The following is a 25,374-nucleotide window of genomic DNA, read 5'->3' on the forward strand; positions in this document are numbered from 1 at the left end:
ACGGCGGACGATCAGGCATTCCAGAGACTCCTGTGATTCACCACGGCTCTTCCCATACGTCGTCCTGGCGAAAGCCAGGACCCATAACCACCGCAATCAGCGATGAAACCGGATCGCGGCCCCGGCGTCGCACAACAATGAGATTTGGGGTAATGGGTCCTGGCTTTCGCCAGGACGACGTTGAGGATGGTTCTCGGTTCAACCTGTCAAACAGCGTAGTCGGCGTCACCTCAACGCAAACCGCACCCCGGCGCGGGCGAGGCCGCCGGCAATGCCGACCGGCGTGCCGTCGGCGCGCCAGCAGGCTGCGCCCGACATCGAGCCGTCCGCGTGAAACTGGATCGCGTTCATGCCGCCGGCCACCGTCGGCACGACCTGCACTCTGTGGCCCTTGGCTGACAGCGCGGCGCGGACGGCCTCCGGCACCGCCTGCTCGACCTCCAGCGCATTGCCCTCGGTCCAGACCCGCGGCGCCTCGACCGCCTCCTGCAGGCTCATGCCGTGGTCGATCAGATTGATCAACGCCTGCATCGCGCTCGGGAAGATGCGCTTGCCGCCGGGCAGGCCGAGCGCGTAAGCGAGCTTGCCGTCGCGCAGCGCCATCATCGGCGACATCGAGGTGGTGACGCGCTTGCCGGCGGCCAGCGACAGTGCATGCCCCGGCCGCGGATCGAACAGGTTCATGTAGTTGTTCGGCACGGTGCCGAGGCCGGGGATCAGGATCTTGGCGCCGAACAGATTGTTGATGGTCTGGGTGGTCGCGACCACATTGCCCATCGCATCCGCCGCGGTCATGTGCGTGGTGTGCGCGCTTTCGAGTTGGGTGACGCCGGCGCCCCAGGCTTGTGCAGCGGCGGGATCGATCGCGCGGCGGCGCTCCTCGGCATAGGCCTTCGAGGTCAGCCGCTCCACCGGCACGTTGATATAGGCGGGATCGCCGCTCGCGGCCGCGCGGTCGGCGAAGGCGATCTTCAGCACCTCGGCGAGATAGTGGATCGTCTCGGTCGTGCCAAAGCCGAGCCGCGCGATGTCATAGCCTTCGAGGATATTGAGCATCTGCGTGATGTGCACGCCTGACGCCGCCGGGGGCGGAGGCCCGAGGATTTCCCAGCCGCGGTAGTCGCAGCGGATCGGCTGCCGCTCGACGGTCTTGTAGGTCGCGAGATCCTGTTGCGCGATGAAGCCGCCGTTCTTCTTCATGTAGTCGACCAGGATGTCGCCGAGCGGCCCTTGGTAGAGCGCGTTGTCGCCATGATCGGCGATGTATTTCAGCGTCTCGGCATATTCCGCCTGCACCACGCGCTCGCCGGGCTTCAGCGGCGTGCCATCAGGCAGATAGATCGCCGAGATCGGCTTGTCCTTCAGCATCTCCTCGGCGCCGTCGGTGATGCATTCATGCAAATAGGGCGTTGCTGCATAGCCGCGCGCGGCGTGCTTGATCGCGGGCTGCATCACGTCGGCGAGGCTCATGGTGCCGAAGCGGCGCAGCGTCTCGCACCAGGCCTTCAGCGAGCCCGGTACCGCCACCGCCTTCGGCCCGTTCAAATTCTCGTCGCCGACGGTGTCGAACACGTCGTGCGCCGAACCGGGCTTCGAGGTATAGGTATCCGGCCGCACCGCCTGCGGCACCGTGCTTTGGCCATCGATGAAGCGATGGCTGCCGTCGGCGAGGCGAATATGCGCCATGCCGCCGCCGATGATGCCGACCATCATCGGCTCGACCACGGTCAGCGTGAACAAGGTGGCGATTGCCGCATCGATCGCATTGCCGCCGGCAGCCAGCATCTCGGCGCCCGCGCTCGATGCCAACGGATGATTGCTCACCACCATGCCGCGGCTGCTGGTGGCCGGTTGCTTCTCGCATTGAAAACTTGTCGCGGCGCGGTCGCGCCAGGCATCATTCATCGACATGCCGTTCATCGCCATTGTGTTCTCGTTCTTGATGGAGCGATGGACCATGTTCGCCAACCCTTTATGCGCGGTCAAGATACGGCGTTTTTCCTCGCGGCGGTATTCGCAAATAAGGTCACGGCTTCGCGCGATCGCGCAACCAGGTCTCGCGCGTCACCTTCCATTTCTCCGCTCTGGATTCGCCGTTATGGTGCGGAAGCTCGACGAAGCCGACGAATTCGGCTCCGGTCTTCTGCTTGACCCGGCGCGAGGCGACATTGGACTGCGCGTTGCAGACGTGGAAGTGATCGACGCCAAGCGTCAGGAAGGCGAAATCGTTCACCGCCGCGATCGCCTCCGTCATCAGGCCCTGATTCCAATACGGCTCGGCGAGCCAGAATCCGCGATTGCCCTTGCGGCCGTCGGCGCGCGGCCGGAAATTGATGTTGCCGATCGCCTCGCCATCGCCGGCACGCAACACCAGCACCCATTGATAGCTTTCCTCGCCGGCCGCGATCTTGTCGAGCTCCCGCCTGATAAAGCTTTCCGCGCCGTCGCCGGGATAAGGCCACGGCACCACCGTGGCGAGAGTCTTGATCACGTTCCAATTGTTGAAGTGACGCTGGATCGCCGACGCATCCGAGGGCGCAAGCGGCCGCAGGATCAGGCGCTGCGTCTCGATGCGCGGGGTCTCGAACATGTTACTTCTGGCACTTCGGGCACCAGAACGTCGAACGGCCGTTCTGGGTGAAACGCCTGACGATGCCTTCGCAGCCGGACGTACGGCACGTCTCGCCCTCGCGGTCATAGACCTGGAACGAATGCTGGAAATAACCGAGATCGCCGTTGGTCAATCGATGGTCGCTGATCGAGGAGCCGCCGGCCTTGATCGCCTGGTTGAGCACCGAATGGATCGCGTCGACTAGCCGCTTGGCATGGTCGGTCGGCTCGCCCCCGGCAACGCCCTTGCGTTGTCCGGACTTGGTCGCAAGCGTCGCGGCCAATCGCCGCGGCGACAGATGCGAACGAAACAGCGCCTCGCAGACATAGATGTTGCCAAGTCCCGCCACCACGCGCTGATCGAGCAGCGCGGCCTTCAGGCTGGTCTTCTTGTTGTGGCAGGAGCGCGCCAGCATCGCGGCGTCGAACTCGTTGCCGAGCGGCTCGGGACCGAGCCCTTTCAGCAGCGGTTCATCCTCGATCGCGTTGCGTGCGATGATCTTCATGTAGCCGAAGCGCCGCGGATCGTTGAAGACGACGGCCGCGCCCGACGACATGTGGAACACGACGTGATCATGCGCGCGATCCTCGCTGCGCGGATGGTGGAATTGCCCCGGCGTCGCCGCGCCGTCCTGCTTCAGCACGCGGAACGAGCCCGACATGCCCAGATGCATCAGCAGCACGTCGCCGGAGTTCAGGTCGGCCATCAGATATTTGGCACGGCGGCCGAGCCCGGTGATGGTCCGGCCCTCGAGCCGGGCGATAAAGTCTTTTTGAAACGGAAACCGCAAATCCTTGCGGCGGGCCTCGGCCTTGAGGATCTTGGACCCCTCCATGGCCGGCTGCAGGCCGCGGCGGACGGTCTCGACTTCGGGTAATTCCGGCATAGCAGGCATTCACCTTTTGGAAGTGACGTGATAGCGCCATTGCGGCCGCCGCGCTATGGTCTGGCTGGAGCGTTTTCGAGCGAAGCCTGTCCCGTACTTGATACGGGATGGGCACCGGTTCGCGTGAAGAAAACGCGACCAAAAGGTAAGAGTATGAGTTGATGGATCGGCCGGATCAAACCACCCATTTCGGCTTCAGGGACGTGCCCCTGGGCGAGAAGCAGACGCTGGTGAACGACGTGTTTCACAGCGTGGCATCCCGCTACGACCTGATGAACGATCTGATGTCGGCGGGCCTGCACCGGGCCTGGAAGGACGTCATGATCACGACGCTCGATCCGCCGAAGGGCGACCGGCCGTTCGCGCTGCTCGACGTCGCCGGCGGCACCGGCGACATCGCGTTCCGGGCCGCCAAGACCGCGGGCGCGGGCTTTCATGCCACGGTCTGCGACATCAATGCCGATATGCTCGCCGTCGGCCGCGAGCGTGCCGCGAAGCAGCACCTCGATGACCGCGTGTCGTTCGTCGAGGGCAACGCCGAAACGCTGGGTTTTGCCGACCGCGCGTTCGACGCCTACACCATCGCGTTCGGCATCCGCAACGTGCCGCAGGTCGACCTCGCGCTGCGCGAGGCCTATCGCGTGCTCAAGCCGGGCAGCCGCTTCCTGTGCCTGGAATTCTCCACCGTCGACGTGCCCGGCCTCGACAAGATCTACGATCTGTTTTCCTTCAAGGTGATCCCGCCGCTCGGCCGCGCCGTTACCGGTGACGCCGAGTCCTATCAATATCTCGTCGAGTCGATCCGCAAATTCCCGCGGCCGAACGCGTTCGCCGAGATGATCGGCGCCGCCGGCTTTGCCCGCGTGAAGTGGCAGAGCCTCTCCGGCGGCATCGTGGCGCTGCATTCGGGCTGGCGTTTGTGATCTCTGCACTGACCCACATCACGCGCCTCGCCCGCGCCGGTTTCGTGTTTGCGCGCGAGGGCGTGTTCGGCGTCGTCGATCCCGCGCTGGTGCCGCCGCCCGGGCAGCTCGCGCTGAAGCTGGCGCGGCTGATCGAGCGCCGCTCGGCCAAGTCAGGTCCGCGGTTGTCGCGCGCACTGACGCGGCTCGGACCCGCCTATCTCAAGCTCGGGCAATTCCTCGCCACCCGCCCCGACGTGGTCGGCGTGGCGATGGCGCGCGATCTCGAAAGCCTGCAAGACCGGCTGCCGCCGTTCGCGCAGGAGGCGGCCGAAACCGTCATCACGCAGTCGCTGGAACGGCCGCTGGCGCAGGCCTTTGTGCATCTGGGCCCTGCGGTTGCCGCAGCCTCGATCGCGCAGGTGCATCGCGGCGAAATCGAGCGCGACGGCGTCCGGCAGCAGGTTGCGGTCAAGGTGCTCCGGCCCAGTGTCGCCGCGCGCTTCCGCCGCGACCTCAGCGACTTCTTCTTTGTCGCGCACAAGGCCGAGGCGCATTCCGCCGAGGCGCGGCGCTTGAGGCTGATCGAGGTCATCAACACGATGTCGCGCTCGGTCGCGATGGAGATGGACCTGCGGCTCGAGGCGGCCGCGCTGTCCGAAATGGCCGAGAACACCCGCGACGATCCGGACTTCCGCGTCCCCGCGGTGGATTGGGATCGCACCGCGCACAGCGTGTTGACGATGGAGTGGATCGACGGCATCGCGCTGAACGATCACGTCCGGCTGGCGCAGGCCAAGGTCGATTTGCCCGATCTCGGCCGCAAGGTGATCCAGAGCTTCCTGCGCCACGCGCTGCGCGACGGCTTCTTCCATGCCGACATGCATCCCGGCAATTTGTTCCTCGACGAGGCCGGCCGGCTCGTCGCCGTGGATTTCGGCATCATGGGACGGCTCGGGCTGAAGGAACGGCGCTTCCTGGCCGAGATCCTGCTCGGCTTCATCACCCGCGACTATCGCCGCGTCGCCGAGGTGCATTTCGAGGCCGGCTACGTGCCGGGCCACCATTCGGTGGAGAATTTTGCGCAAGCGATCCGCGCGATCGGCGAGCCGATCCACAACCGCACTGCCGAGGAAATCTCGATGGCGAAGCTGCTCACGCTTCTGCTCGAGGTCACCGGCCTGTTCGACATGCAGACGCGCCCCGAGCTGATCCTGCTGCAGAAGACCATGGTGGTGGTCGAGGGCGTGGCGCGCGGCTTCGACCCGAAGCTCGACATCTGGAAGATCGCCGACCCCGTGGTGCGCGAATGGATCACGCAGAATCTCGGCCCGGCCGGCCGCATCCAGGGCGCGCTATCGGGCGCGGGCGAGCTCGGCCGCATCCTCGCCAACCTGCCGTCGATCGCCAGCCGCGCCGTGACCGTGCTCGAGCAGCTGGAGACCATGACGCGGGAGGGCCACATGCTGTCGTCGGACTCGATCGACGAAATGGCCCGCGCCGAGGCCCGCAAGGCGCGGGTGCAGACCGTCGGCCTCTGGGTCATTGCGATCGCCTCCATCGCGATCTTTTTCGCCATCCGGGCGCACTGATTGCAATGCATGCACCATGTGATAGCATCGCTATCACACTTGATTGAGCATGATGCCTGAGGGCACGCCATGGCCAGCCTGACCATCCGCAAACTCGACGATACGCTGAAGGCCTATCTGCGGCTGCGCTCCGCCAGGAACGGCCGCTCGGTCGAGGAGGAGGTCCGGGTGATCCTCCGGGACCTCGCGGACGGCGGTACGGGGCCCGCAGAGACGCTTGGGGCGGGTTCCGCGACGGTTGCCGCCCCTGTTCCACGGGCCGCCGGCGCGGCCGGAGAGCCGCGCGTCACCCTGATCATCGGCGGAGGGATTGCGGCCTACAAGGCGCTGGATTTGATCCGGCGGCTCAAGGAGCGGCACATCCAGGTCCGCTGCGTGCTGACCAAGGCGGCCCAGCAGTTCGTCACCCCGCTCGCCGCCAGTGCGCTGTCGCATGAGCGCGTCTACACCGACCTGTTCGACGCCGAGAGCGAGTTCGACGCCGGCCATATCCGCCTGGCGCGAGACTGCGACCTGATCGTGGTGGCGCCCGCGACCGCCGACCTGATGGCCAAGATGGCGCAGGGCCATGCCGACGACCTCGCCACCGCCACCTTGCTGGCGGCCAACCGGCCAATCCTGCTGGCGCCGGCGATGAACCCGCTGATGTGGAACAATCCGGCCACCCGCCGCAACGTGCTGCAGCTGCGCCGCGACGGCGTCCATACCGTGGGCCCCAACGCGGGCGAGATGGCGGAAGCCGGCGAGGCCGGCGTCGGGCGGATGGCCGAGCCGACCGAGATCGCCGCCGCTGCTGACCGCATGCTGCGCCCGCCGCAGCCGCGTCCGCTGGCCGGCAAGCGGGTGCTGATCACTGCGGGCCCGACCCATGAGGCGATCGATCCGGTCCGCTACATCGCCAACCGCTCGTCCGGCAAGCAGGGCTTTGCCATTGCCGCCGCCGCGCGCGCCGCCGGCGCCGAAGTCGTGCTGGTGACCGGACCGGTCGAGCTCGACGACCCCCAGGGCATCTCGGTGATGCGCGTGGAGTCCGCGCGCGACATGCTGCACCGGGTCGAGGCCGCGCTGCCGGTCGACGTCGCGATCTTTGCCGCCGCGGTCGCGGACTGGCGGGTCGCAACCGAAGGCAGCCAGAAGCTGAAGAAGACCGCGGCCGGCATGCCGCCGCTGCAGCTGGTCGAGAACCCCGACATCCTCGCGACAATTTCCAAGCTGAAGGAGCAGCGGCCGCCGCTGGTGATCGGCTTCGCCGCCGAGACCGAGCATCTGATCGAGAACGCCAAGGCGAAGTTCGCGCGCAAGGGCTGCGACTGGATCGTCGCCAACGACGTCTCGCCGGCGACCGGGGTGATGGGCGGCGACCGCAACACCGTTCACCTGCTTTCGCGCGAGGGCAAGGACGTCACCGTCGACTCCTGGCCTGTCATGACCAAGGAGGAAGTCGCGACCGCGCTGGTGTCGCGCATCGCAAGAGCCGTAGGAACCGCATCGTGAGCGCCACCATCAAGGTCGAAGTCCACCAATTGCCGCATGGCGCAGATCTCCTGCTGCCGATCTATCAGACCGCCGACGCGGCCGGCCTCGACCTGCTGGCGGCGGTGCCGCGGTCGGCGCCGCTGCTGCTGCTGCCGGGCCGCTACGAGATGGTTCCGACCGGACTGACGATCGCGCTGCCGCCGGGCTACGAGGCGCAGGTGCGGCCGCGCTCCGGCCTTGCCGCCAAATACGGCGTCACGGTGCTGAACTCGCCCGGCACGATCGACGCCGACTATCGCGGCGAGATCAACGTGCTGCTGATCAATCACGGCCACGAGGTGTTTTCGATCCGGCGCGGCGAGCGCATCGCGCAGATGGTGATCGCGCCGGTCACGCGGGCCGAGCTGGCTCCGGTCGACGTGCTATCGGCGACCGGGCGCGGCGGCGGCGGCTTCGGCTCGACCGGACGCTAGCGCGCGAAGTGTGCGGACGAGCCTCGGGAGATCACGCTTCATGCGCTCTCCGCACGACTACGGGGTCAATTCGCGTAAAATCCGCCCCACCCGGCCGCATTTTTTCACAGGGGATTCTGCGTTCACGGTCTGGACTCTTACTCGCCGAGTCCCGTTGGGACTATTCTGTTTTGATTCGAGCGCGACGGGGGGTCTTCGTCGGGCTGACTGGTCCTGCTTGGGCATGATCGGCGGACAAACGTTGTACGTTTGCCGTGAGGGAACACCGGTCTCCTCTTTTCCGGATCATGCCTGGGGTTTGTGCGTTCTGGGGCAACATATGTCGGGCGTAGTCGCGGCAATGCGTCGAACCCTGCTGTCATGCACCTCACTGGCGCGCGACGGCATGATTGGGCTCGCCATCACCGCACTGCTGCCGGCCCGCGCCTCGTTTGCCGCCGAGAGCCCGGTCGCCCAGGCGATGTCGGATCATTTCGGCTTCAATCACCAGGAGGTCGCGGTCCTCGCGACGTCGCTTGCGCTGGTCGGCTTCTCGGCCGTCGCCGCGATCCTCTTGATGCGCACCCGCGTGCGCGCGACGAGGAACGAGGAGCAGCTGCAGTCCGAGATCACGGACCTGCAGGCGCAATCGGACCGGCTGCGCGCGCTGCTGTTCGTCGAGCCGCAGGTCCTGATCTCCTGGGCCGCGGGCGACAACCGGCCGCAGATCTCGGGCGACATCTCGCTGGTGATGTCGCAGGAAGGCTCGCCGCAACGCGTCCTCGCCTTCGGAACCTGGCTGCCGCCCGAGCCGGCGCTGCAGATGGATCACGCGGTCGATGCGCTGCGCGAGAAGGGCGAGGCATTCCTGCTCAACCTCTCGACCTCGGCCGGCCGCGCCATCGAGGCGATGGGCCGCGCGATCGGCGGCCAGGCCATCGTGCGGATCCGCGAGCTCGGCGGGCTGCGCCGCGAGCTCGCCGAGTCCAACCTGCGCTTCAAGACGCTGCAGGAGGAAACCGAGCTGCTGCGCGATTTCGCCGCCGCCGCGCCATGGCCGATCTGGGCCAAGAGCCTCGAGGGCAACCTGCGCTATGCCAACGCGGCCTATGTCCGCGCCACCGAAGGCAAGAGCGTGTCGGACGCGCTGCAGCGCAATCTCGAACTGCTCGAAAGCGACCAGCGCGGCGAGCTGACCCGCGCGCTGAACGACAATGCCAGTTATGCCGCGCGGCTGCCGATCGTGGTCAGCGGCGAGCGGCGGATCTACGACGTGCAGGCGCTCAAGCTCTCCGGCGGGAGCGCCGGCATTGCGATCGACGCCAGCGAAGCTGCGGCGCTGCGCGCGGCGATCGCGCGGATGGTCGAAGCGCACCGGCGCACCCTCGACCAATTGTCCTCGGGCGTCGCGGTGTTCGATACCGACCGGCGGCTCACCTTCTACAACGAGTCCTATCGGCGGCTGTGGGGCCTTGACCAGGCCTTCCTCGACGGCAACCCCGACGATTCCAGCGTGCTGGACCGGCTCCGCGCCAACCGCAAGCTGCCCGAGCAGCCGGATTTTCGCGCCTGGAAGGCCAAGCTGCACGAGGCCTATCGCGCGGTCGAATCCGAGACCTATACCTGGTTCCTGCCCGACGGCCGCGCCATCAGCGTCGTCACCACGCCGAACCTCGAGGGTGGCGTCACCTATCTGTTCGACAACGTCACCGAGAGCCTCGACCTCGCGCGCCGCTACGACCGCCTGACCCGGGTGCAGCGCGAGACCCTCGACAATCTCGGCGAAGCGGTCGCGGTGTTCGGCAGCAACGGACGCGCCGAACTGTTCAACCCGCCGTTCGCCAAGATGTGGAAGCTGCCGGCCGACGCGCTGCAGGGCGAGCCGCATATCGAGGCAGTGGAAGCGCTGTGCCGGCCGCTGTTCGACGACGCCCTGACCTGGCGCACGCTGCGCGAATCGATCACCGCGATCGAGAACCGCGCCCAGGTCGCGCTCAAGCTCGAGCGCAAGGACGGCAGCGTGCTGAATTGCATGACCATCCCGCTGCCCGACGGCAAGACCCTGCTCGCCTTCCAGGACATCACCGACACCGAAAATGTCGAGCGGGCGCTGCGCGAGCGCAACGAGGCGCTGGAAGCCGCCGACCAGATGAAGGTGGATTTCGTCCACCACGTCTCCTACGAGCTGCGCGCCCCGCTCACCACCATCATCGGCTTCGCGCATTTCCTCAGCGATCCCTCGACCGGACCGCTGACGCCGAAGCAGGCCGAATATCTCGACTACGTCACCAAATCGACCAACGCGCTGCTGGCGCTGACCAACAACATTCTCGATCTCGCCACCATCGACGCCGGCGCGATGAAGCTCGAGCTCGGCCCGGTCAATATCGGCCAGGCGATCGAGGCCGCGGCCGAAGGCATCCAGGATCGCCTCGCGACCGACCGCATCACGCTGAAGGTCGATATCGAGCCCGACATCGGCGCCTTCGTCGGCGACGAGCGGCGCGTGGTGCAGGTGCTGTATAATCTGCTCGCCAACGCGGTCGGCTTCTCGCCGCACGATGCCACCGTCACGATCAGCGCGCACCGCACCGAGCACCGCGTGGTGTTTGCGGTGACCGATGCCGGCCCCGGCATTCCGGCCGAGATGCGCGACAAGGTGTTCAACTGGTTCGAGAGCCATTCCCACGGCTCGCGGCATCGCGGCGCGGGGCTCGGCCTGTCGCTGGTCCGCTCCTTCGTCGAACTGCATGGCGGACGGGTGCGGGTCGATTCGACCGTAGGCCGCGGCACGACCGTGACCTGCGACTTCCCGATCGACCAGACCGCACATCGCAACGCTGCTGAATGACGGCGACCTCGACATTCTCGGTGGCACTCGCGAACGAGACCGCGACAGCAGAGCTGATGGCCGACCTCGCGCTGCTGATCGGCTCCGGCGACGTCATCACGCTGTCCGGCGACCTCGGCGCCGGCAAGACCACGGCCGCGCGCGCGTTGATCCGTTACCTCGCCGCCGACGACGCGCTGGAGGTGCCGAGCCCGACCTTCACTCTGGCGCAGAGCTACGAGCTGCCGTCGTTTCCGCTCGTCCATGCCGACCTCTACCGCATCAACGACGCCAGCGAGCTCGAGGAGATCGGGCTGTCGCCGCTGCCCGACGACGTCGTGGCGCTGATCGAGTGGCCGGAGCGCGCGCCCGACGCGATGCCCGCCAACCGCATCGATATCGCATTCAGCCATCGCCCGGCGCTCGGATCGGCGGCACGCGCGGCCGAGATCACCGGCCATGGCAAGGGCGCAGCGAAGGTCGCGCGACTCAACGAGCTGCGCCAGTTCCTCGATCGCGCGGGCTTTCTCAATGCCCGGCGCGAACGCATGCCGGGCGATGCCTCGACACGCTCCTATGCACGGCTGCGCAACGACGACGGCACCGTCATCCTGATGAACTCGCCGCGCCGTCCCGACGGCCCGGCGATCTACAGCGGCCAGTCCTATAGCGCAGCGGTGCATCTCGCCGAAGACGTCAGGCCGTTCGTCGCGATCGGAAACGGCCTGCGCAAGCATGGTTTCTCCGCGCCCGCGATCCGCCACATCGATCTCGGATCCGGCTTCCTCATCACCGAGGATTTCGGCGCCGAAAGCGTCATCGATGGCGATCCACCGCAGCCGATCGCCGAGCGTTACGAGGCCGCCGTCGACATGCTGGCGGCACTGCACCGCGAGGTGCTGCCGGAGCAATTGCCGCTGACGTCAGACGAGAGCTACGACATCCCGGTGTTCGACATCGACGCCTGGCTGATCGAGATCGGGCTAATGCTTGAATGGTACCTGCCCGACCGCGGCGTGCAGCCGAGCGAGGAGCTTCGCGCCGAATTTCTCGGGATGTGGCGCGGCCTGCTGGAGAAGCCCGCAGCCGCGCCGCGGACCTGGGTGATCCGCGACTTCCATTCGCCGAACATCATCTGGCTTGCCGAACGCACCGGCATCCTGCGCGTCGGCATCATCGATTTCCAGGACGCGCTGCTCGGCCCCGCAGCCTATGACGTGGTGTCGCTGCTGCAGGATGCCCGGATCGATGTGCCCGAGCAGCTCGAGTTGTCGCTATTGACCCGCTACATCAAGGCGCGGCGCGCGACCGATGAAGGCTTCGATCCGGCCGGCTTCGCCGAGCTCTATGCGATCATGTCGGCGCAGCGCAACACCCGCCTGCTCGGCACCTTTGCGCGACTCAACCGCCGCGACGGCAAGCCGCAATATCTCAAGCACCAGCCGCGGATCTGGACCTATCTCGAGCGGTCGCTGGCGCATCCGGCGCTGACCAGCTTCCGCATCTGGTACACAGCCAACGTCCCTCCTCCAGTACCGTAGTTTACGGGTTATTAGCCTCGGGTCCCCTAAGGTTGCCGAGCCCGCACCTGATCCATGGCGCGGCCGGATCTGGAGCGGGACCACACGATGGGGACGGAACGACGCAAGGGCGATCGTGTCACCTTTGAGCGCGGCATAGCGGCGCACATGATGGGCATCGACGGCACCTGGCGGCGCGACTGCACCATGGAAGACGTGTCGGAGACGGGCGCCAAGCTCTCCGTCGACGGCTCGGTCGAGGGCCTGAACCTGAAGGAGTTTTTTCTGCTGCTGTCGTCCACAGGATTGGCCTATCGCCGCTGCGAGCTGGCATGGGTCAATGGCGACCAGATCGGCGTCAACTTTCTCAAACAAGGCGACAAGAAGAAGAAAACCGCCAGACGCGGCACGCAAGCTGCCGACGTCTAGGCCAGGTCGTCATTGCCGTCTTACGGCCGTCATGTCTCGTGACTATGGCGTCTGATTGATGTGCTTGCCGAATCGCCGTGATATGATCGGCGCATGAGAGATGATGACCGAGAATATCCGGAAGATGCCCGTCACTCCCCATAAAGCCATGGTGCTCGCTGCGGGCCTCGGCGTGCGCATGCGCCCCCTGACCAACACGATGCCGAAGCCGCTGGTCAGCGTCGCCGGCCAGCCGCTGCTCGACCATGTGCTCGACAAGCTCGCCGGCGCCGGCGTCAGCGAAGCCGTCGTGAACGTGCACTATTTGCCCGACCAGATCATCGAGCACGTCAAGACCCGCAGCCGTCCGCGCGTGATCATCTCCGACGAGCGCGACCAGGTGCTCGGCACTGGTGGCGCGGTGGTGAAGGCACTGCCGCTGCTCGGCGATGCGCCGTTCTATCATCTGAACGCGGACACGATGTGGATCGACGGCGTGCGCTCCAATCTGGCGCGGCTCGCGGAAACCTTCGATCCCGCGCGGATGGATATCCTGCTGCTGATGGCGCCAACCGCTACGAGCATCGGCTATGGCGGGCGCGGAGACTATTCGATGTTGCCGGATGGCGCGTTGCGCAAGCGGCGCGAGCACCAGGTGGTGCCGTTCGTCTATGCCGGCGCCGCGATCATGTCGCCTGCGCTGTTCGCCGACGCGCCGGCCGGTGAGTTCTCGCTGACCAAGATGTTCGATCGCGCCAACGAGCAGGAGCGGCTGTTCGGCCTGCGCCTCGACGGCGTCTGGATGCATGTCGGGACTCCAGACGCGATCCAGGCCGCGGAAGAAGCCTACCTGGAAAGCGTCGCGTAGGCGGCACCCGTCGTCGTCAGCCCTCGGCGTCGATCGCGAGCACCGCGAAGCTTGCAAGCCAGTGTTCGCCCATATAGTCGCCGGCGATATGCGGCAGGCCGGCGTCGAGATGACGGCGCGCGGCATCCTGCAGGATCGGACGACGGGCATCGGCCGCCGGCAACGTGCCGGCCAGCGAACGCCAGCACCATGCGCGGCTGAGATTGAGCCCGTCGAGATGCGCCAGCTTGCCATCCGTGCGATCGGTGACCGTGGCGGGCCGGAACAGGGTTGCTGGTTCGCGCAGTTCGAGCCGCGGCAGGAAGCGGTCGAACCAGGGCAGGAAGTCGCCCGGCGCCAGCAGCCGGCGCATGCACTCCGCTTCGATCAGCGCGGACGACTGGAAGTCGTCGCCGCTCGGCTCACCCCAGGCGGGGCAGTCCTGATCGGCGCCGTACCAGCGCAGCGCCGTGTCGCGCAACAGCGCACCGAACGCATCGTCCTGTGTCACTGCGGCGTAGTCGGCCGCCATGCGCAGCCCGAACGCGGTGTTGAAATGGGTGCCGACCCGCACCGGATAGGTGGCGAGCGGCAGGAAATCGCGGAAACGCTGTGCGAAAATCCCGGCAAGCGGAGCGATCCGCTCGCGCCAGTTGGTGTTCTCGAGGAGCGAGAGCTCTGCCGCAAGCTTCAACAGCCAGCCCCAGCCGTAAGGCCGTTTGAAGCCGCGCGCGGTCGGGGTGGCGAGATAGCTGCATTCGGCCGCGATCTTCTCAGCAACAAACTGCGCGTCGAACAGCGCGCGGATATCGTCCGCCGCCTCCGATGAGGGATAGCGGCGCAGCAGCCGGGCAAGCATCCAGTAGCTGTGGACGCAGGAGTGCCAGTCGTAGCTGCCGAAGAACACCGGATGCAGCTCACGCGGCGTGCGCGCATCCTGCGGCCCCGCCAGCACGTGATCCGGCTTGTTCGGATATTCGCGCGTGACATGGCCGAGCGCGATGCGCGCGAAGCGGACGGCGAGGTCTTCGGTCAGGATCGTCGCGCTCATGGTGAGGCATTCTCCTTGCGCTCGCGGCGAACAAGCATCTCGATCAGCCGCGGCGTCATATAGATCGGAAACTGCGTCGCGGCGAAGAACAAGGCCGTCATCGGCGACACCGCAGCGCCCATCGCCGACCAGACCAGTCCGACATTGCGGTTGCCGAGAATGAGGCCGCTGGTCAGCCGTGCAGCCAGATTGCCCGGCGTGAGCAGCGCGCCACACAATTGCAGGGCGATATTGCAGGCGAAAGCAAGGCCGACGCAGGTGAACGCGGCGGCCGGTTGCGCCTCGATCTGGGTGCGCACCCCGGCCATGGTGGCGATCGCAAACAGCAGCAGCGAGGCGAGCACGAGCGCGTCGATGATGCGTGCATGCTGCGTCAACCGTGCAGCGGCCTGACGGCGCAGCAGCAACGCCAGACCGCCGGCGGCGCCGACCAGCAGCGCCAGCCGCGTCGCAAGCGCCAGCGGATCGAGCGCGAGACCGGCAAATCCCGCGGCGATCAGCGGCACCGTGACCGGCGCGAGCGCCATCGACAGCAGCGTCACGGCCAACGGAATGGTCGCGTCGAAGCCGAGCATGCGCGCGACGGCCGCCGTGCCGCTCGACGGCGGCGCACACACCGACAGCACCAATGCGACGATCAACTCGGGTCGAAAGCCGGCGCCGCGCGCGGCAAGGCCGACTGCAAGCGGGCTCGCCAGCATGGCGAGCGCCGGCAACAGCAGCCAGACCAGCGGCCGCCGCAACGCGCGTCGGAACGCCGTCCCGTCGACCTGGAGGAAGGTGCCGAGCACCAGAACAAAGATCGCCGCCGCCATCAGCGGGCGCACGCCATCCGCCAAGGCCGGGAAAGCCAATCCTGCCAGCACGCCGATGATCAGCAGTGTCGGCCCGCGCGGCACCAGCCTCGCAAATCTCGCCAAATTCCTGGGTCCCGTCGTCATGTCCGGCCAACGAGCATAGGCCGGAGCAAATCATTGTTGAAATCGATTATTGTTATATACACTATTGCTACAATGAATTTAGCCGCCATCGATCTCAACCTGCTGGTCGCCTTCGAGGCGCTGATGGAGGAGCGCCACGTCACCCGGGCGGCCGAGCGCATCGGGCTCGCCCAGCCGTCCATGAGCAGCGCGTTGCGGAGGCTGCGTGCGCTGTTTGCCGACGAACTGTTCCTGCGTGCCGGCGCGGGCATGCAGCCGACCGAAAAGGCGCTGGCGCTGGCCGGGCCGATCGGCGAAGCGCTGCGACAAATCCGGAGCGCGTTGGTGCCCGATCAGGGCTTCGATCCGGCCATCGCGCGACGGCGCATCACCATCGCCGCGACCGACTACGGCGATCTCGTTGTGGTGCCGGAACTGACCCGGCTGCTGCGCATCGAAGCGCCCGGCATTGACCTTGCCGTGCGCCCGCTCACCGACGCGACGGTGGCGCTGGCGAAGCTGGAGCGCGGAGAACTCGATGCGCTGATCGGCGGGCACCTGCCGGAGTCGCCGCGCTGTGTCCGGCACCGGCTGTTCGAGGAACGCTTTGTCTGCGTCCGCGATACCGCGCGCACGAACCGATCGGAGCGCCTGAGTCTGGAAGATTACGCGACCCTGCCGCACGCGCTGTTCTCGGCGGCCGGCGGCGACGGCCTGCCGAGCGTGATCGACGCGTTGCTGGCGCGCCATGGACTGAAACGACGGGTGGCGGTGACGCTCGCGCATGTGGTGGCCGTCCCGTTCGCCGTGGCCGGCACCGACCTGATCGCCACGATGTCCGAGCGCGTCGCCCGGCGCTTCACGCATCTGGCCGACATTGCCGTCGTCGCGCCGCCGATCGACATCCCCGCCTTCGCGATCGACCTGATTCATACGAGCCGCGCCGCCCAGGATCCGGCGTTGCGCTGGTTCCTGGATGCCGCCGATCGCTGCGCCGGCCGATTGCGATATTGAGCGGTGACGGTTCTCCGACAGGGGTGGCTAACGACGGCCGCCGCTCCCTATATTGGCGCCGGATTCGAATCAGGCAGCCCATGCGCGTCTTCAGTGTTCCCGTTTCTGCGCCGTTCCTGCGGACCGTCATCTCGGCGCTGGTCGATGGCCGGCTGGTCGCGGGATTCGAGGCGCAGAACGATCCGGAAAGGCTCGCCAACGCCACGCTGTATCTGCCGACCCGCCGCGCAGGGCGGCTGGCGCGGGAAATCTTCCTCGATGTGCTCGAGTCGGACGCCGCCGTGCTGCCGCGCATCGTCGCGCTTGGCGACATCGATGAGGACGAGCTCGCCTTCGCCGACCAAAGCGAGGACGTCGGCGGCGCCGCGCCGCTGGAGATCCCGCCAAGGCTCGGCGAGCTCGAGCGCCGGCTGACCCTGGCGCATCTTGTCGCGGCCTGGGCGAAGACGCCGGTGTCGGCGCCGCTGGTGGTCGGCGGGCCGGCCTCGACGCTGCAACTCGCCGGCGATCTGGCGCGGCTGATGGACGACATGGTGACGCGCGGCGTCGACTGGCGCGCGCTCGACCGCCTGGTGCCGGACCAGCTCGACAAATATTGGCAGCACTCGCTCGACTTCCTGCGTATCGCGCGCGACGCCTGGCCCAGCTACCTCAAGGAGATCGGCCGGATCGAACCCGCGGCGCGGCGCGATCTCCTGATCGAGGCGGAAGCGGCGCGGCTGACCGCGCACCACGCGGGCCCGGTGATCGCCGCCGGTTCGACCGGCTCGATGCCGGCGACGGCGAAATTCCTGCACGTGGTGGCGAAGCTGCCGAACGGTGCGGTGGTGCTGCCCGGGCTCGACACCGATCTCGACGAGGGCAGCTGGGACACGATCGGCGGCGAGCGCGGCGACGACGGCAGGTTCGTAACGCCGCCCTCGTCGAACCATCCGCAATTCGCGATGCACGCCTTGCTCGACCGCTTCGGCATCAAGCGTCGCGATGTCGAGAGCCTTGCCGACCCGGCGCCGCTCGGCCGCGAGGTGCTGGTGTCGGAGACGATGCGTCCCTCGACCGCAACGGCGCAGTGGCACGACCGGCTGGAACGGCCGGAGATCGTGGCGCGGATTTCCGCCGGGATGACCAACCTCACCGTGGTCGAGGCGCCCAATCCGGAAATGGAGGCGCTGGCGATCGCGGTGGCGATGCGCGAGGCGCGGCATCTCGGCAAATCGGCCGCGCTGGTGACGCCGGACCGCGCATTGGCGCGCCGCGTGATGGCGTCGCTGACGCGCTGGAAGCTCGAGTTCGACGATTCCGGCGGCGATGCGCTGATCGAAACGCCGGCCGGCGTGTTCGCCCGCCTGACCGCGGAGGCTGCGGCCAAGGGGCTGGAGCCGCCGACATTGCTCGCGCTGCTCAAGCATCCGCTGTTCCGGCTCGGCGGTTCGCATGGCGCGCTGCGGCGCGCGATCGAGGTGCTGGAGATCGCGCTGCTGCGCGGCACGCGGCCGCAAGCCGGGACCGCCGGCCTCGCCCGCGACTTCGCGCGCTTCCGCGCCGAACTGATCAAGCTGCACGGCGGCGAGACCTCGTCGCTGCACGCGATGGAGCCGCGCGCCCGGCTGCGCGACAACGAACTCAACCGGGCGCAGGACCTGATCGCCAAGTTGCAGGCGGCGCTGGCGCCGCTCGAAGGCATGGCGTCGTCAAAACCCTATGATTTCGCCGAGCTCGCCGCGCGCCACCGCGAGGCCCTGATTGCGCTGTCCGGCGATCAGAACGGCGTTGCTGTCGCGTTCGAGGAGCGCGCCGGTGCGTCGCTGGCGTCCGCGTTCGACGAGCTGCTCGCCAAGCAGCAGCCGAGCGGGCTGATGACGCCGCTCGCCGACTATCCCGAGGTGTTCCAGACCGCGTTCGCCGACCGCATGGTGCGGCGGCCGGAAGCGGCGCGCGCGCAGCTCAACATCTTCGGCCAGCTCGAAGCCCGTCTCACCGAATCCGATCGCGTCATCCTCGGCGGTCTGGTCGAGGGCGTCTGGCCGCCGGCGCCGCGGGTCGATCCGTGGCTGAGCCGGCCGATGCGGCACGAGCTCGGGCTCGACCTTCCCGAGCGCCGCATCGGCCTTTCCGCGCACGACTTTGCGCAGCTGCTCGGCCATGACGAGGTGATCCTCACCCACGCCGCAAAAGTCGGCGGCGCACCGGCGGTCGCCTCGCGCTTCCTGCATCGGCTCGAAGCCGTTGCGGGCGAGGCGCGCTGGAGGGCCGCGACATCGGCCGGCGAAACTTACGTGCAATATGCCGCCGAGCTCGACCGGCCCGACAAGGTCGAGCCGATCCCGCAGCCGGAGCCGCGGCCGCCGCGCGAGGCACGGCCGCTGAAAATGTCGGTCACCGCGGTCGAGGACTGGCTGCGCGATCCCTACACGATCTATGCGCGCTATATCCTCAAGCTCGATCCGCTCGACCCCGTCGACATGCCGCTGTCGGCGGCCGATCGCGGCTCGGCGATCCACGAGGCGCTCGGCGAGTTCACGCAGGTCTATGCCGACGCGCTGCCTGCCGACACCCTGCGCACGCTGCGCGAGATCGGCTCCAAATATTTTGCGCCGCTGATGGAGCGGCCCGAGGCGCGGGCGCTGTGGTGGCCGCGCTTCCAGCGCATCGCAGGATGGTTTGCCGAATGGGAGCAGGCCCGGCGCGGCCAGATCGAGGCCATCAAGGCCGAGATCCGCGGCGAGATCGGTATCCCGCTCGACGATGCCAGGACCTTCATCCTCTCGGCGCGCGCCGACCGCATCGAGCGGCGCGATGACGGCAGCTTTGCGATCCTCGACTACAAGACCGGCCAGCCGCCGACCGGTAAGCAGGTGCGCATGGGCCTGTCGCCGCAGCTGACGCTGGAAGCGGCGATCCTGCGCGAGGGCGGCTTCGCCGACATCCCGGCCGACTCCTCGGTCGGCGACCTCGTCTATGTCAGGCTGAGCGGCAACAACCCGCCGGGCGAGCAGCGTTCGCTGGAGCTGAAGATCAAGACCAACGACACGCCGCAGCCGCCCGATGAGGCCGCCGACAGCGCGCGGCGCAAGCTGGAGGCCCTGATCCGCGCCTTCGACGACGAGCAGCAGGCCTACACCTCGCTGAACCTCTCGATGTGGGCCAACCGCTACGGCGCCTATGACGACCTCGCACGCATCAAGGAATGGTCCGCCGCCGGCGGCCTGGGGATCGAGGAATGGTGAAGGCGCCACGTCCTATACCGCCCGCGGTGCGCGACGCGCAGGCGCGCGCGTCCGATCCGAAGGCGTCGACCTTCGTGTCGGCCAATGCCGGCTCGGGCAAGACCCATGTGCTGGTGCAGCGCGTCATCCGTCTGCTGCTGTCGGGCGTGCCGCCGGAAAAGATCCTCTGCATCACCTTCACCAAGGCCGCGGCGGCAAACATGGCCGAGCGCGTGTTCACGACGCTCGGCCAACTGGGTGACGCTCGACGACGCCGGGCTCGATGCCGCGATCCGCGAGGCCGGCATTGCCCATCCTTCCGCCACGCTGCGGCGCGAAGCGCGCAAACTGTTTGCCTGCGCGCTGGAGACGCCCGGCGGCTTGAAGGTGCAGACCATCCACGCGCTGTGCACCCGCCTGCTGCAGCAGTTTCCGTTCGAGGCCAACGTGCCGGCACGCTTCGCCGTGCTCGACGACCGCGACCAGAACGAGATGATGGAGCGCGCCAATCTCGCGGTGTTCCTCGAAGCGTCGCGGATTCCCGACAGCCCCATCGGCCGCGCGCTGCGGACGGCGATGGCAAATGCCGCCGACGTCACCTTCAAGGAGGTGGTCCGCGAGGCCTGCCTCAGCCGCGACCACTTCATGGCCTGGACCGATACCGCGGGCAGCGCCGCGGCCGCCGCCGCGCAGATGTCGGCGGCGCTCGGCGTCTCCGCCGACGATCGCATCGAGAATGTCGAGCGCGAGATCGTCGACGGTCCGAATCTGCCGCGCTCGGGCTGGAAGGAGATGGCGACGCTCCTCGATACCAGCAGCAAGGCGGATCAGAAGCAGGCAGAACGGCTGCGGAGCGCGCTGACCTTCACCGGTGCAGCCCAGGTCGACGAATATCTCGGCGTCTTCCTCACCGACGACCGCGCGCCGCGTGCGTCTGTCGTCACCAACAGTTTCATCAAGAAGAATTCGGTCGCGGGCCATCGGGTCGAGGCGGAGATCGATCGGCTCGGTCCCTTGATCGAACGCCGCCGCGCCGTGGTCGCGCGCGACCGCACCGAGGCGCTGATCCACATCGCGACCGCGGCCGCCGCGCACTACCGGCGCGAGAAGCTGGAACGCGGCCTGCTCGACTATGACGATCTGATCGACAAGACGCTGGCGATGCTCGACCGCGTCTCCTCGGGCTGGGTGCATTACAAGCTCGACCGCGGCGTCGATCACGTGCTGATCGACGAGGCGCAGGACACCAGCCCGCGGCAGTGGGACATCGTCGCGCACATCATCTCGGAATTCACCTCCGGCGCCGGCGCACGCGACGGCCCGGTGCGCACGGTATTTGCGGTCGGCGACGAGAAGCAGTCGATCTTCTCGTTCCAGGGCGCGGCGCCGCGCGAATTCGACCTGCGCCGGCGCGAGCTGAAGCGGCGGTTCGAGGAAGCCGGGCTGAAATTCGATCCGGTGTCGTTCACCTATTCGTTCCGCTCGGGGCCGGTGATCCTGCACTCGGTCGACCATGTGTTCCGCGAGCAGGACATCTTTCGTAGCATTCATGCGGTCGAGAATGGCTACCCGATCCACAACGCGATGGCCGATGCGGGCCCCAGCCTGATCGAGTTGTGGGATCTCGCGGTTGCCGACGATCGCCAGGACATCGAGGGCTGGCGCGCGCCGTTCGACGGCGTCTCGGTGACCAGCCCCGAGGTGAAGCTGGCAAGGCGCATCCAGGCCGAGATCAAGCGCCTCGTCTCCAGCGGCACCATGACCGGCAGCGCCGGCGGGCGGCGGCCGCTCAGCTACGGCGACATGCTGATCCTGGTGCGGCGGCGCGGCAACGCGTTCGACGCGGTGATCCAGGCGCTGAAGCACGCCGGCATCCCGGTCGCCGGCGCCGACCGGCTGAAGCTGACCGAGCACATCGCGATCATCGACCTGATGAACCTCGCCGATGCGCTGCTGCTGCCGCAGGACGATCTGGCGCTCGCGGTGGCGCTGAAGAGCCCGCTGTTCGGCCTCGACGACGACGATTTGTTCAAGCTGGCGTACGAGCGTCGCAGCTCGCTGCGCGACGCACTGGCCGGGCAGGCACCGACGGATGAGCGATTCGCGGCCGCGCTGCGGCGTCTCGAACAATGCGAGCGCCGCTTCACCCAGGAGACGCCGTTCGCGTTCTACGCCTGGCTGCTCGGCGGCGATGGCGGGCGGGCGCGCATCCTGCGCCGGCTCGGCCACGAGGCCAACGACGCGCTCGACGAATTCCTCGAGCTTGCGCTGAGCTATGAGCGCAAGGCGCCGGCCTCGCTGCAGGGCTTTGTCGCCTGGCTGCGCGCCGCCGACACCGAGGTGAAGCGCGACATGGAGATTTCGCGCGACGAGGTTCGCGTCATGACCGTGCACGGCGCCAAGGGCCTCGAGGCGTCGGTGGTATTCCTGGTCGACACCACGACCTCGCCGTCGGACACGCAGCGGCTGCGGCTGATCCATCTGCCGCAGGGCAATGCCGCGCCGAACGCGCCCGGGGTCGTGGTGTGGGCCGGCAAGAAGGCCGAGGATCCGCCCGGCGTCGCCGAGGCGCGCAAGGCGATGCTCGGCGACACCGAGGACGAGTATCGCCGCCTGCTCTATGTCGCCATGACCCGCGCCGCCGACCGGCTGATCGTCGGCGGCTGCATGCCGGGCAACATGAATACGGTGCGCAAATCGTCCTGGTACGATCTGATCACCAAGGGACTCGCCAATTCCGGGCTCAAGCTCGAGGAGCTGGAGACGCCCGGCGGCAAGGTGATGCGCTATTCGCGGCCGGATGACGTCGCCGATCTCGCCGGCGCGGCTGCGTCAGCGGCCGCGGTGCCGATCGAGCTGCCGTCCTGGCTGCGTGCTGCGGCCGCACCGGAAGCATCAGCGGCGAGCATGCTGCGCCCGTCCGATCCGGCTGATGACGACAGCCATCCGATCCGAACCGGCGAATCGGTGCTGCTGCGTGCCCGCGCCCTGCAACGCGGCACGCTGGTGCACCGGCTGCTGCAATCGCTGCCCGACGTGGCCCTCGAGCGGCGGCGCTGCGCCGCGCTCGGCTACCTCGCGCGCAATGCCGACGGCTGGAGCGAACAGGAGCAGGCCGTGCTCGCGGATCAGGTGCTCGGCCTGATCGCCGATCCGCGCTTTGCCGCCGTGTTCGCGCCCGGCAGCCGCGCGGAAGTCTCGATCGTCGGGCGGCTGGAGCGGCCAGGCCAGCCGAAGGCGCTGGTCTCGGGCCAGATCGACCGCCTGGTTGTGACGCCGACCGACGTCCTGATCGTCGATTTCAAGACCAACCATGCCCCGCCCAGGACCGCAGCCGAGGCGCCGCGGGGCTATGTCCGGCAGCTCGCGCTGTACCGTGCGGTACTCGCCAGGCTTTATCCCCAGCGGCCCGTGCGGGCCGCCCTGCTCTGGACCGAAACGACTGAAATCATGGAGATTTCCGCCTCCGCGCTGGACGCCGCCCTGGCATAAGTTCATGTCGGCGTGAGCAAGCTTGACCCGGCAAGGGGGCATTCATACGTTTGCCCCATGCTCCCGGGCGCGATTCTCAACCGCGCCCTTTTGTCCCAACCGAACGAGGTACACACATGGCCGTTGGCAAGGTTTCTGACGCCGATTTCGAAGCCGAGGTGCTCAAGGCGACCGGGCCGGTGGTCGTCGACTTCTGGGCCGAGTGGTGCGGCCCCTGCCGCATGATCGCGCCCGCTCTCGATGAGATTTCCGGCGCGATGGGCGACAAGGTCAAGATCGTGAAGCTCAACGTCGACGAGAGCCCGAAGACCGCATCGAAGTATGGCGTGATGTCGATCCCGACCCTGATGATCTTCAAGGGCGGCGAGATGGCGTCCCGCCAGGTCGGAGCCGCTCCGAAGGCCAAGTTGCAGCAGTGGATCACTGCCGCGGTCTGATCCTGCTCCTTCTGATTAATAAATTCGTGCACGGCCGGCGGATTCGCCGGCCGTTTGCGTTGGGACCGTGTGTGTTGCGTTTGAAGGTCCCCGCACTTGCCCTCACCGCGTCAGAAGCCCGCTTCCAGGTCCACGCCGCTCGTTGCGATGGAAGCGCGCTCGGTCGATGCCATCCCGCGCGGCAAAGAGTGGCAGTACGAACCCAAATGGGACGGCTTCCGCTGCCTGCTGAAACGCGAGGGCCGCAAAGTTGACCTGCGCTCGAAATCCGGCGAAGACCTCGCCCGCTATTTCCCGGAGCTGGTCGCCGCGGCGCTGAACGTGAAGGCCGGATCGTTCGTGCTCGATGGCGAGATCGTGGTGCCGCACGGCCGAACGTTCTCTTTTGACGATCTCCTGCAGCGCATTCACCCTGCCGCCAGCCGGGTGATGCGGCTCGCACAGGAAACGCCGGCCTTGTTTCTGGCGTTCGATCTCTTGGCCGCGCCAGCCAGGAAGAAGCTTTCCGGTCAGCCCTTGAGCGAACGACGACCGCAGCTCGAGGCGTTCGCCAGGTCGCAACTGAAATCCAATTCCAGCTTTCGGCTGTCCCCGGCGACGACAAGCTACGCGCTTGCCAGGAAATGGCTGGCGCGATCCGGCGGCGGCTTCGACGGCGTGATCGCCAAGCGCCTGGACCTGCCCTATCAAGCCGGCAATCGCGACGGCATGCAGAAGATCAAGAGGTTTGGGAGCGCCGACTGCGTGGTCGGCGGCTTTCGCTACGCCACCAACAGGACCGGCGGCCGCAACGTGGTCGGCTCGCTGCTGCTCGGCCTCTATGACGACGACGGCTTGTTGCACCATGTCGGCTTCACCTCCGCAATCAGGCAACAGGACAAGCCGGCGCTCACCGACCGCCTCGAGCCGTTGATCGCCAAGCCCGGCTTCACCGGGAATTCGCCGGGCGGCCCGAGCCGATGGTCGACCGAGCGCTCGGCACAATGGTGTCCGCTGAAGCCGAAACTCGTGATCGAGGTCTGCTACGACCATTTCAGTGGCGATCGTTTCCGCCACGGCACCTCGATCCTGCGCTGGCGTCCAGACAAGGCGCCGAAGCAATGCTCGTTCGAGCAACTGAAGCAGAAGGCGGCCGATCCGATGAAGCTGTTGCGGGGGTGACGGCACTGCTGGTGCGCTGCAGCGAAATAGGAACCCGGACAGGCGGTCCATGTTGAGGGATCAAATGGCCCTCAGGAGGGATCCATGTCGAACCCCAGATCAACCGCGCAGGTCGCGGGACATCCTATCCATCCGATGCTTATTCCGTTTCCGGTCGTATGCTTTGTTTTGACCTTCGTTGCCGATCTCGCATTCTGGAAGACGGGCACTGACTTCTGGGCCAGCGCCTCACTCTGGCTGCTTGGTATCGGCCTGATCATGGCCGCGCTCGCCGCCGTCGCCGGCGTGATCGATCTCCTCGGAGACGATCAGGTCCGCAACCTTTCCGATGCGTGGCAGCATGCCGGCGGCAACGTCATCGCGGTGCTGATCGAGCTGTACAACTGGTATTCGCGCTTCGAGCACGGCACCTCCGCCATCGTGCCGACCGGTCTCGCGCTATCGTTCATCGTGGTCCTGATCCTGCTGTTCACCGGCTGGAAGGGCTGGGAGATGGTCTATCGCGAGCATGTCGGCGTCTCGGATGAGGCGCACATCCATTAAAGCGCGATGAGATTAGGTTGAATCGT

Annotated in this window: 19 protein-coding genes and 1 pseudogene; 15 read left to right on the top strand and 5 right to left on the bottom strand. The window is 67.1% G+C overall.

Annotated elements, in window-relative coordinates:
• Window positions 1-225: 225 nt before the first annotated feature.
• The 3 genes from ggt to mutM form a co-directional block, all read right to left on the bottom strand.
• Entirely contained in the window at window positions 226-1,905 is a 1,680-nt protein-coding gene (gene ggt, locus AKL29_RS05820; protein WP_050383609.1) for a gamma-glutamyltransferase, read from the bottom strand.
• Window positions 1,906-2,026: 121 nt separating this feature from the next.
• A complete protein-coding gene (locus AKL29_RS05825) occupies window positions 2,027-2,590 on the bottom strand; it encodes a GNAT family N-acetyltransferase (RefSeq protein WP_050383440.1) in 564 nt (187 codons plus the stop codon).
• A gap of 1 nt (window position 2,591) precedes the next feature.
• A complete protein-coding gene (gene mutM, locus AKL29_RS05830; protein WP_050383441.1) occupies window positions 2,592-3,497 on the bottom strand; it encodes a bifunctional DNA-formamidopyrimidine glycosylase/DNA-(apurinic or apyrimidinic site) lyase in 906 nt (301 codons plus the stop codon).
• A gap of 161 nt (window positions 3,498-3,658) precedes the next feature.
• Between mutM and ubiE the strand changes: the two genes are divergently transcribed.
• The 8 genes from ubiE to AKL29_RS05870 all read left to right on the top strand — a co-directional run bounded on the left by ubiE (window position 3,659) and on the right by AKL29_RS05870 (window position 13,545).
• Complete coding sequence (gene ubiE / locus AKL29_RS05835) at window positions 3,659-4,420, top strand: bifunctional demethylmenaquinone methyltransferase/2-methoxy-6-polyprenyl-1,4-benzoquinol methylase UbiE (RefSeq protein WP_050383442.1); 762 nt, start codon at window positions 3,659-3,661, stop codon at window positions 4,418-4,420.
• A complete protein-coding gene (ubiB, locus tag AKL29_RS05840; RefSeq protein WP_028337561.1) occupies window positions 4,417-5,991 on the top strand; it encodes a 2-polyprenylphenol 6-hydroxylase in 1,575 nt (524 codons plus the stop codon). Before ubiE ends, ubiB begins: the two co-directional genes overlap by 4 nt.
• A 69-nt stretch (window positions 5,992-6,060) precedes the next feature.
• Entirely contained in the window at window positions 6,061-7,485 is a 1,425-nt protein-coding gene (gene coaBC, locus AKL29_RS05845) for a bifunctional phosphopantothenoylcysteine decarboxylase/phosphopantothenate--cysteine ligase CoaBC (RefSeq protein ID WP_050383443.1), read from the top strand.
• A complete protein-coding gene (gene dut / locus AKL29_RS05850; protein ID WP_050383444.1) occupies window positions 7,482-7,940 on the top strand; it encodes a dUTP diphosphatase in 459 nt (152 codons plus the stop codon). The genes coaBC and dut overlap by 4 nt, the downstream gene beginning before the upstream one ends.
• A gap of 319 nt (window positions 7,941-8,259) precedes the next feature.
• A complete protein-coding gene (locus tag AKL29_RS05855; RefSeq protein ID WP_050383445.1) occupies window positions 8,260-10,770 on the top strand; it encodes a sensor histidine kinase in 2,511 nt (836 codons plus the stop codon).
• On the top strand, window positions 10,767-12,290 hold the full coding sequence (gene tsaE, locus AKL29_RS05860) for a tRNA (adenosine(37)-N6)-threonylcarbamoyltransferase complex ATPase subunit type 1 TsaE (protein WP_028337557.1): 1,524 nt from the start codon (window positions 10,767-10,769) through the stop codon (window positions 12,288-12,290). Before AKL29_RS05855 ends, tsaE begins: the two co-directional genes overlap by 4 nt.
• An 87-nt stretch (window positions 12,291-12,377) precedes the next feature.
• Window positions 12,378-12,698: a PilZ domain-containing protein gene (locus AKL29_RS05865; RefSeq protein ID WP_028337556.1), complete on the top strand. Its 321-nt coding sequence runs from the start codon at window positions 12,378-12,380 to the stop codon at window positions 12,696-12,698.
• 124 nt (window positions 12,699-12,822) lie between these two features.
• Complete coding sequence (locus AKL29_RS05870) at window positions 12,823-13,545, top strand: nucleotidyltransferase family protein (RefSeq protein WP_028337555.1); 723 nt, start codon at window positions 12,823-12,825, stop codon at window positions 13,543-13,545.
• 16 nt (window positions 13,546-13,561) lie between these two features.
• On the opposite strand, the gene AKL29_RS05875 is transcribed toward AKL29_RS05870, so the two are convergent.
• Together AKL29_RS05875 and AKL29_RS05880 are read right to left on the bottom strand one after the other, a co-directional pair.
• Complete coding sequence (locus tag AKL29_RS05875) at window positions 13,562-14,575, bottom strand: DUF2891 domain-containing protein (RefSeq protein ID WP_050383446.1); 1,014 nt, start codon at window positions 14,573-14,575, stop codon at window positions 13,562-13,564.
• Complete coding sequence (locus tag AKL29_RS05880) at window positions 14,572-15,495, bottom strand: hypothetical protein (protein ID WP_244481771.1); 924 nt, start codon at window positions 15,493-15,495, stop codon at window positions 14,572-14,574. Before AKL29_RS05880 ends, AKL29_RS05875 begins: the two co-directional genes overlap by 4 nt.
• Before the next feature lie 54 nt (window positions 15,496-15,549).
• On the opposite strand from AKL29_RS05880, the gene AKL29_RS05885 reads away from it, so the two are divergent.
• From AKL29_RS05885 to AKL29_RS05910, 7 genes and pseudogenes are all read left to right on the top strand, one after another.
• Entirely contained in the window at window positions 15,550-16,509 is a 960-nt protein-coding gene (locus tag AKL29_RS05885) for a LysR family transcriptional regulator (protein WP_244481772.1), read from the top strand.
• Between the two features lie 80 nt (window positions 16,510-16,589).
• Window positions 16,590-19,736, top strand: a complete 3,147-nt coding sequence (addB, locus tag AKL29_RS05890) for a double-strand break repair protein AddB (protein ID WP_050383449.1) — start codon at window positions 16,590-16,592, stop codon at window positions 19,734-19,736.
• A pseudogene (locus AKL29_RS46585) lies at window positions 19,730-19,964 on the top strand (UvrD-helicase domain-containing protein); the annotation flags it as partial. The gene addB and the pseudogene AKL29_RS46585, both read left to right, overlap by 7 nt.
• 9 nt (window positions 19,965-19,973) lie before the next feature.
• Window positions 19,974-23,207: a double-strand break repair helicase AddA gene (addA, locus tag AKL29_RS05895; protein ID WP_430648853.1), complete on the top strand. Its 3,234-nt coding sequence runs from the start codon at window positions 19,974-19,976 to the stop codon at window positions 23,205-23,207.
• 116 nt (window positions 23,208-23,323) lie between these two features.
• Window positions 23,324-23,644, top strand: coding sequence for a thioredoxin (gene trxA, locus AKL29_RS05900; protein ID WP_016847387.1), 321 nt, complete (start codon window positions 23,324-23,326; stop codon window positions 23,642-23,644).
• Between the two features lie 96 nt (window positions 23,645-23,740).
• Window positions 23,741-24,805 carry an ATP-dependent DNA ligase gene (locus AKL29_RS05905; protein WP_283809389.1) on the top strand — a complete coding sequence of 355 codons (1,065 nt, stop codon included), beginning with the start codon at window positions 23,741-23,743 and terminating at the stop codon, window positions 24,803-24,805.
• 84 nt (window positions 24,806-24,889) lie between these two features.
• Window positions 24,890-25,348 (top strand): DUF2231 domain-containing protein, encoded by a 459-nt coding sequence (locus tag AKL29_RS05910; RefSeq protein WP_050383451.1) that lies wholly within the window; start codon window positions 24,890-24,892, stop codon window positions 25,346-25,348.
• Window positions 25,349-25,374 lie beyond the last annotated feature (26 nt).

Source organism: Bradyrhizobium pachyrhizi (genome assembly GCF_001189245.1).
Lineage (GTDB): Bacteria > Pseudomonadota > Alphaproteobacteria > Rhizobiales > Xanthobacteraceae > Bradyrhizobium > Bradyrhizobium pachyrhizi.